The sequence below is a fragment of the Arthrobacter sp. P1_D4 genome (genome assembly GCF_056406115.1).
Genome location: NZ_JBFUAU010000018.1, coordinates 103,952 through 111,940, shown reverse-complemented (window position 1 = coordinate 111,940; position 7,989 = coordinate 103,952). Strand labels below are relative to the sequence as shown.

Here is a 7,989-nt window from a genome sequence, read left to right as displayed (position 1 = left end):
CGGCTGCGCCCGCAGCCCCCGCCGCCCCGGCTGCGCCCGCAGCCCCCGCCGCCCCGGCTGCGCCCGCCGCCAAGAAAGCCCCGGCCACCGTCGCCCGGGACGGCTCCAAGACTTCCGACGCCGGCCCCGGCACCGCGCCGATCCCGGCGCAGCTGCCCAAGAACCTCAAGGCCCCGACGGCTCCCGAAGAAGACGTCGTCTCGGTCCTGCGCGGCCCGGCCAAGGCGATCGCCTCGAACATGGTCACCAGCCTGGAAGTGCCGACCGCCACGAGCGTGCGCGCCATCCCGGCGAAGCTCCTGATCGACAACCGCGTGGTCATTAACTCCAACCTGGCCCGCGCCCGCGGCGGCAAGGTCTCCTTCACGCACCTGATCGGCTACGCCGTCATCCGCGCCCTGTCCCAGTTCCCGTCGATGAACGTCTACTACGACGAGATCGACGGCAAGCCGGTGGCTGTCCAGCCGGCGCACGTGAACTTCGGCATCGCGATCGATATGCCCAAGCCCGACGGCACCCGCCTGCTCATGGTCCCGAACATCAAGAAGGCGGAGACCCTCAACTTCTCCGAGTTCTGGCACACCTACGAGGACCTGATCAAGCGTGCCCGCAACGGCAAGCTGACCGCGGACGACCACTCCGGCACCACCGTGTCCCTGACCAACCCCGGCGGCATCGGCACCGTCCACTCGGTCCCGCGCCTGTCCAAGGGCCAGGCCGCCATCATCGGCGTCGGCGCACTGGACTACCCGGCCGAGTTCCAGGGTGCCAGCGAGAAGATCATCGCGCAGAACGCGATCAGCAAGGTCCTCACGCTGACGTCCACCTATGACCACCGCGTCATCCAGGGTGCCGGCAGCGGCGAGTTCCTCAAGCTCGTGCACCAGCTGCTGCTGGGCGCACAGAACTTCTACGACGAGATCTTCGAGTCCCTGCGCATCCCCTACGAGCCCGTGCGCTGGAGCCCCGACCTGCAGGTGGACCCGGCCGACGAGATCAACAAGGTCGCCCGGATCCAGCAGCTGATCCACGCCTACCGCGTGCGCGGCCACCTCATGGCGGACACCGATCCGCTCGAGTACGTCCAGCGCAAGCACCCGGACCTCGATGTCCTGACCTACGGCCTGACCCTGTGGGACCTGGACCGCGAGTGGCCCACCGGCGGCTTCGGCGGCAGGCCGATGCTCAAGTTCCGCGACATCCTCGGCGTCCTCCGTGATGCCTACTGCCGCACCGCCGGCATCGAATACATGCACATCCAGGACCCGGCCGAGCGCAAGTGGTTCCAGGACCAGCTGGAGCACCCGTACTCGAAGCCGAGCCGCGACGAGCAGCTGCGCATCGTCTCCAAGCTCAACGCCGCCGAGGCCTTCGAGACCTTCCTGCAGACGAAGTTCGTCGGCCAGAAGCGCTTCTCACTCGAGGGCGGCGAGTCCCTGATCCCGCTGCTGGACGCGATCATCTCCGACGCCGCCGACGACGAACTCGACGAAGTGGCGATCGGCATGGCCCACCGCGGCCGGCTCAACGTGCTGACCAACATCGCGGGCAAGACCTACGCGCAGGTCTTCCGCGAATTCGAAGGCACCCAGGACCCGCGCTCCGTGCAGGGCTCCGGTGACGTCAAGTACCACCTGGGCACCGAGGGCACCTTCACCTCGGACAACGGCAAGGAGACCAAGGTCTACCTCGCCGCGAACCCGTCCCACCTTGAGGCCGTCGATTCCGTCCTCGAAGGAATCGTCCGTGCCAAGCAGGACCGCCTGGACCAGGGCGAGGCGTTCCCCGTGCTGCCGATCATGGTGCACGGCGACGCCGCCTTCGCGGGCCAGGGCGTGGTCGCGGAAACGCTCAACCTCTCCCAGCTGCGCGGGTACCGCACCGGCGGCACCATCCACATCGTGGTCAACAACCAGGTCGGCTTCACCACTGCACCGTCGTCCTCGCGTTCCTCCACGTACTCCACTGACGTCGCCAAGATGATCCAGGCACCGGTGTTCCACGTGAACGGCGACGACCCGGAGGCCGTGGTCCGCATCGGGCAGCTTGCCTACGAGTTCCGTCAGCGGTTCCACAAGGACGTTGTCATCGACATGGTCTGCTACCGCCGCCGCGGCCACAACGAGGGCGATGACCCCTCGATGACCCAGCCGCTGATGTACAACCTGATCGAGGCCAAGCGCTCGGTCCGCAAGCTGTACACCGAATCACTGATCGGCCGCGGTGACATCACCGAGGAAGAAGCCGAGCAGCTGCTGCGGGACTACCAGGAACGCCTGGAACGCGTCTTCGCGGAAACCCACGCGGCCCAGACGTCCCCGATCCCGATCATCACGGCCGATTCGGCCGCGGTGTCGGACCTGGAACGCCCGATGGCCCAGCAGTCCGATTCCGGCGTCAGCGCGCCGGTATCCACCGCGATCTCCGCGGAGACCCTGGCCCGCATCGGCAAGGCCCACACCGATATCCCGGACGGCTTCACCGTCCACGCCAAGCTCAAGCAGCTGCTGGAGAAGCGTGAGGCGATGTCCCGCGAAGGCGGCATCGACTGGGGCTTCGGTGAACTGGCCGCGTTCGGTTCGCTCATCATGGAAGGCGTCCCCGTCCGGCTCGCAGGCCAAGACTCGCGCCGCGGCACCTTCGTGCAGCGCCACGCCGTCTTCCACGACCGCGCCAACGGCGACGAGTGGCTTCCGCTGTCCCACCTCTCGGATGACCAGGCGAAGCTGTGGATCTACGATTCGCTGCTCTCCGAATACGCCGCCATGGGCTTCGAATACGGATACTCGGTGGAACGCCCGGATGCGTTGGTGCTCTGGGAAGCGCAGTTCGGTGACTTCGTCAACGGCGCGCAGACCATCATCGATGAGTTCATCTCCTCGGCCGAGCAGAAATGGGGCCAGCGGTCCTCGCTGGTTCTCATGCTGCCGCACGGCTACGAGGGCCAGGGCCCGGACCACTCCTCCGCCCGCATCGAGCGCTTCCTGCAGATGTGCGCCGAAGAGAACATGATCGTGGCCAACCCCACGACGTCGGCCTCGCACTTCCACCTGCTGCGCCGCCAGGCGTACAGCAGGCCGCGCAAGCCGCTCATCATCTTCACGCCCAAGCAGCTGCTCCGCCTCAAGGCCGCCGCGTCCTCCGTGGAGGACTTCACCACCGGCTCGTTCCGCCCGGTCATTCCGGAACACGCGCAGCTGCAGGCCGACGCCGTCGAACGCGTGCTGCTGGTCTCCGGACGCCTGTACTACGATCTGCTGTCCACCCGGCAGAAGACCGAGAACAAGACCACGGCGATCGTCCGCGTCGAGCAGCTGTACCCGCTGCCGGCCGACGAGATCGCCGCGGAGCTGGCCAAGTACCCGAACGCCGAAGTGGTCTGGGCGCAGGATGAACCGGCCAACCAGGGTCCGTGGCCGTTCATCGGCCTGAACCTGCCGGACGCCCTGGACCGCCGGGTCCGCCTCATCTCCCGCCCCGCCTCGGCCTCCACCGCGGCAGGGTCGATGAAGCGCCACGCGGCAGAACAGGACTCCCTGCTCAAGCAGGCATTCGCTCGTAAATAGCGGCATTACTGCCCGGCCGGAGACTGAAACAACAACACTCCGGCCGGGCGGTTCTGTTTAATGGACTATTAGTGGTCAGCTTGATGGACAGCGTTGAAGTGAAGAGGTAGTCGTGGAAGATCGGAAGCTGCGGATCGCAGCCGTTGGGGACGAGCTGTTGGCCGGGCTTGGTGATCCGCGCGCCTTGGGCTGGCTGGGCCGGGTCCTGGCCCGCACGCCGCAGGACAGCGTGGCCCTGGAGTGCTACTCCCTGCCATGCCCCGAAGAGGGCACCGAGGGCCTTGCAGCCCGCTGGCTCGAGGAGTCGGGCCGACGATTCGGCAACCACCACGAAAACCGCCTGGTGATCGGCCTGTCAGGACGCGACATTGAGTTCGGCCTGTCCACTGCCCGAAGCCGCCTGAACCTGGCCAACATCCTGGACTCCGCCTCCCAGAACAAGATCGAGGTCTTCGTCGTGGGCCCGCCGCCCACGCTCGACCCCGCACAGAACCGCAGGCTCGGCGAGCTCAACACCGCCTTCGCCGACGTCACGACGCGCCGGAAGCACCTCTATGTCGACACGTTCTCGCCGCTGCTGAACCACGAGCAGTGGCGCCAGGACCTCGCGGCCAACGGCGGCACGCCCGGCCAGGCCGGCTATGGCCTCATGGCCTGGCTCGTGCTGCACCGCGGCTGGTTCCAGTGGCTGGGCCTGGACACTCCGGAATAGGCGGGTAAGCAGGCAACCGGTCGCGCCGGGTCCCACCCTCCAGGGGATTTCGCGATATATCTTGACCTGCCGGCAAGCGCGATATATCGTGACTTCATAGTCGCGATATATCGTTAGTTGCCCAGCCCCTTTCGCCTTTCCGGAGGAACCATGTCAGAGAACACGTGGACCGTGACCGGCCCGCAGACCATCGACGTCGACGGCGTCCACTCCCTCAAACTCGGGATTGTCCGCGGCCGCTTCGACGTCGTCACCCATGACGAGGACGTTGCCAGGATCGAGGTCTCCGAAATCGAAGGCGATCCCCTGTCGGTTTCGATCGTCAACGGCCGCCTGGAAGTCCGCCACCAGCTGCACGGCCCGCAGGGCTGGTTCAAGAACCTGATGAGCACCGTCAACAACGGCAGCAGCAACTCGGTGGTCATCAGCATCGCCCTGCCGGCCGGCGTCGAGGTCGAGGCCGGGACGGTGAGTGGCGACGGCATGGTTTCCGGGCTCAGCGGCCACACCCGGCTCAACACCGTCTCGGGATCCGTGCTGGCCGACGGCACCGCCGGCAACCTGTCCGTCAACACTGTCAGCGGCGAGGTGATTGCCCGCAACCACCGCGGCGTCCTGACCGCCAAGAGCGTCTCCGGTGAAGTGACGGCCTCGGGCGAATTCAGCAACATCCGGGCGAACACCGTCAGCGGCGACCTGAACTTCGACCTGCACGGCTTCACCCATGACTTTGGCGCCAATTCGGTCTCCGGCGACGTCACCATCCGGCTGCCGCACGACGTCGGGGTGGACATCGTGGCCAAGTCCGCCAGCGGCGCGGTGGTCATCGATGACACGAGGTACGTCCAGCCCGGCGGCACGGTGCAGACCATTGCGGGACCGGACGCCAAGCTGATGCTGGTCCGGACCAACTCGGTCTCCGGAAAAACGTCGCTCTTCCACGGCCAGCCCAGCCCGGACACCGAAACGGCCCTCTGATGCCTCCCGTCTTCGCCCACGGGGCGCTGCGGCTGTACCTGCTCGCCCTGCTCGAATCGGGCCCCAAGCACGGCTACGAGCTGATCAAGGCGCTCAGCGAGCGTTTCGGCGGCACGTACTCCCCCAGTGCCGGAACCATCTACCCGCGCCTGGGCAAGCTCGAAGAGGAAGGGCTCGTCGCCACCCGCACGGAAGGCCGCCGCACCAACTACAGCATCACTCCGGCCGGCCTCACGGAACTGAACCGCCGGCGGGACGAACTCGCCGGCGTCGAGAACGACATCTCGGCGTCGGTCCGCCGGCTTGCCGACAACCTGCGCCAGGACATCCGCGTCAACATGCGCGGCCTCCGGGCCGACCTTGCGGCCACGGCGGAGGCGGCCCGGACCTCGGCCCGCGCCGCCGGTTCTGCCGGCGGGACGGGCACTGCCGGCGGCGCGGGAAGCCCGCGGTACTCCCCGGAGGGCGAACGGCGGCTGAAGGAGGCGGAAATGCTGGTGCAGGCGTTCCGGGACGACATGCGGGTGGAACTGCGCCGTCATGCCGGGAGCCGTCCGGTTACCGCCGTCACGCTCGAAACGGTCAGGACCGTGCTGGACCAGGCCCGGATCTCGATCCGAAATTCGTTGGAGGGCTGAGGCCGGGCCGGACCGGCCGCGGCCCGTAGCACGGGCCTCCGGTTCGCGGCGGGTGCCGCGATGTGGGAGACTTGAGGGCAGCTCTTTTGAGTACCAAGATTAAGGAGGCCAGCTATGAGCAAACGTGCACGTAAACGTCGTGACCGTAAGCGTGGCGGCGCGAACCACGGTAAGCGCCCCAACGCCTAAGCAAAGCTTGGAATGACAGCTTTAAACGAATGACCCCGGAATCCTCACGGATTCCGGGGTCATTCGTTTATGTCGGCTCAGGCTTCCCTGGTCCGGCTCACGCTTCCACTGTCCGGATCGAGTGAATCCGGTCCAGGATGGAGTTCTTGAGGTTTTCCGGAGCTGCTTCCGTGCACGAACGCTTGACCATCACGCGGATGACACATTCGAGGTCGTACTGCTCCAGGCACTCCGGGCAACTGTCCAGGTGGTCCTTGATCTCTGCGATGTCTGCACGCGTGAGCGCACCATCCAGATATTCATAGATACGTTGCATCCGGGCGTCATCGCAATCGCCCAGTCCCTGGCAGTCGCTCATTTCCTGTTCTCCTGTTTGTTGCTGTCGGCCGCGGCGCTTGACTCGGTGGCGGCCCTGAATCCTCGTTCGGCGGCATAGTCCGCCAGCATGTCCCGCAGCATCTTCCGGCCGCGGTGCAGCCGCGACATGACGGTCCCGATGGGGGTGTTCATGATGTCCGAAATTTCCTTGTACGCGAAACCCTCGACGTCGGCGAAGTACACGGCCAGCCGGAATTCCTCCGGAATCGACTGGAGGGCGCGCTTCACATCCGAGTCGGGCAGGTGGTCCAGGGCCTCAGCCTCCGCCGAACGCAGTCCCGAGGACGTATGCGACTCGGCGCGGGCCAGCTGCCAGTCCTCAATGGTGTCCGAATTCGACTGCAGCGGCTCGCGCTGACGCTTCCGGTACAGGTTGATGTACGTGTTAGTGAGGATGCGGTACAGCCAGGCCTTCAGATTGGTTCCGGGCTTGTACTGGTGGAATGCGGAAAACGCCTTCGTATACGCCTCCTGGACCAGGTCCTCGGCGTCGGAGGGGTTCCGGGCCATCCTCATGGCCGCCGAATACAGCTGGTCCACGTACTGCATGGCGTCACGCTCAAAGCGCACCCGGCGCTCTTCCGCGGACTCGGAGGAGACATCAAGGGGCTTCCCGTCCACCTCGGTCTCCAAAGCGGCGGGCGTGCCGGCATCAGGTGTCTTGGTGGGCGTGGCGTCGTTTCCGGCAACCTCGTGCATGGCCGCAACGGCCGGGTCCATGGTGCTCATTGCGTTCAAGTCTACTGTCACCTTCCGCCGGGCACCCGGAACCGACGCAAGCGCGAGGGTCCATGATTGCCCGGAACCGGCTTCCGGTTCCGCCCTGTCTTTGACCAGAGTCAAATCTCCGCCTTCGTTAGCCTGCTGGGATCTGCCTTTCACAACCACGTCCTGCGGGCAAATATTCCGCAAAAGTGCAAGACTAGAACCGGTTCTCCCGCAGTGAAGCCGCTGTTCGTCCATCCAGGAGGAAATTCATGTCGTTTGTCCGCTTTCTCGCCCGGCCCATGCTCGCCTCCAGTTTCGTCCTCGCCGGCATGGACAAGCTCAAGAACGCGGATGACACTGCGGCCCAGCTGTCCCCCTTGTTGCGGCGTGCGGCCGACGCCTTGCCGTTCCAGCCAAATGAGAAAGTCGTGGCACGCGTGATCGGCGGCACCCAGATCGGTGCCGGCGTCTGCTTCGCCCTCGGTAAGTCGGCCCGGCTGGCGGCCACCCTGCTCGCCGTCATTTCGCTCCTGAACGGCTACGTCGAATGGCGCAGCGCGGACATCTCCTCGAAGGAAGCCCGCGACGCCCGCCGCAAACAGCTCCTGAAAAACGTCTCCCTCACCGGCGGCGTGCTCCTCGCCGCGGTCGATACCGCCGGCAAGCCCAGCCTGGCCTGGCGCGCCGGGCACCTGGCCGCCGATGCCAGGAAGAGCGCCGGACACCTCGCCGCCGATGCCCGCAAGACCACCAACAAGCAGCTGAAGAAGGCCGACAAAGTCGTCCGCAAGGCCGCAGACCACTCTGCCGGGGCCTAAGA

Annotated in this window: 8 protein-coding genes; 6 read left to right on the top strand and 2 right to left on the bottom strand. The window is 66.1% G+C overall.

Annotation, left to right across the window (positions count from 1 at the left end; all coding sequences use genetic code 11):
- The 5 genes from AC1D0A_RS17955 to AC1D0A_RS17935 all read left to right on the top strand — a co-directional run.
- Window positions 1-3,566, top strand: a 3,566-nt coding sequence (locus AC1D0A_RS17955; RefSeq protein WP_476946429.1) for a multifunctional oxoglutarate decarboxylase/oxoglutarate dehydrogenase thiamine pyrophosphate-binding subunit/dihydrolipoyllysine-residue succinyltransferase subunit, incomplete at its 5' end; no start/stop codon positions are given.
- A 112-nt stretch (window positions 3,567-3,678) separates the two neighbouring features.
- The gene (locus AC1D0A_RS17950; protein WP_028277496.1) at window positions 3,679-4,278 is read left to right on the top strand and encodes a GDSL-type esterase/lipase family protein; all 600 of its coding nucleotides are present in this window, start codon (window positions 3,679-3,681) and stop codon (window positions 4,276-4,278) included.
- A 150-nt stretch (window positions 4,279-4,428) separates the two neighbouring features.
- Window positions 4,429-5,256, top strand: coding sequence for a DUF4097 family beta strand repeat-containing protein (locus AC1D0A_RS17945; RefSeq protein ID WP_243181229.1), 828 nt, complete (start codon window positions 4,429-4,431; stop codon window positions 5,254-5,256).
- Window positions 5,256-5,894, top strand: coding sequence for a PadR family transcriptional regulator (locus AC1D0A_RS17940; protein ID WP_028277494.1), 639 nt, complete (start codon window positions 5,256-5,258; stop codon window positions 5,892-5,894). The genes AC1D0A_RS17945 and AC1D0A_RS17940 overlap by 1 nt, the downstream gene beginning before the upstream one ends.
- Before the next feature lie 114 nt (window positions 5,895-6,008).
- Window positions 6,009-6,083, top strand: coding sequence for a 50S ribosomal protein bL37 (locus AC1D0A_RS17935; protein ID WP_104061284.1), 75 nt, complete (start codon window positions 6,009-6,011; stop codon window positions 6,081-6,083).
- Window positions 6,084-6,180: 97 nt separating this feature from the next.
- Here the strand turns inward: AC1D0A_RS17935 and rsrA are convergent, their stop codons facing one another.
- Both rsrA and AC1D0A_RS17925 read right to left on the bottom strand, forming a co-directional pair.
- Entirely contained in the window at window positions 6,181-6,441 is a 261-nt protein-coding gene (gene rsrA, locus AC1D0A_RS17930; protein WP_018775287.1) for a mycothiol system anti-sigma-R factor, read from the bottom strand.
- Entirely contained in the window at window positions 6,438-7,304 is an 867-nt protein-coding gene (locus AC1D0A_RS17925) for a sigma-70 family RNA polymerase sigma factor (RefSeq protein WP_476946428.1), read from the bottom strand. Before AC1D0A_RS17925 ends, rsrA begins: the two co-directional genes overlap by 4 nt.
- A 134-nt stretch (window positions 7,305-7,438) precedes the next feature.
- Between AC1D0A_RS17925 and AC1D0A_RS17920 the strand changes: the two genes are divergently transcribed.
- Entirely contained in the window at window positions 7,439-7,987 is a 549-nt protein-coding gene (locus AC1D0A_RS17920) for a DoxX family protein (protein ID WP_476946427.1), read from the top strand.
- The last annotated feature ends 2 nt before the right edge of the window (window positions 7,988-7,989 follow it).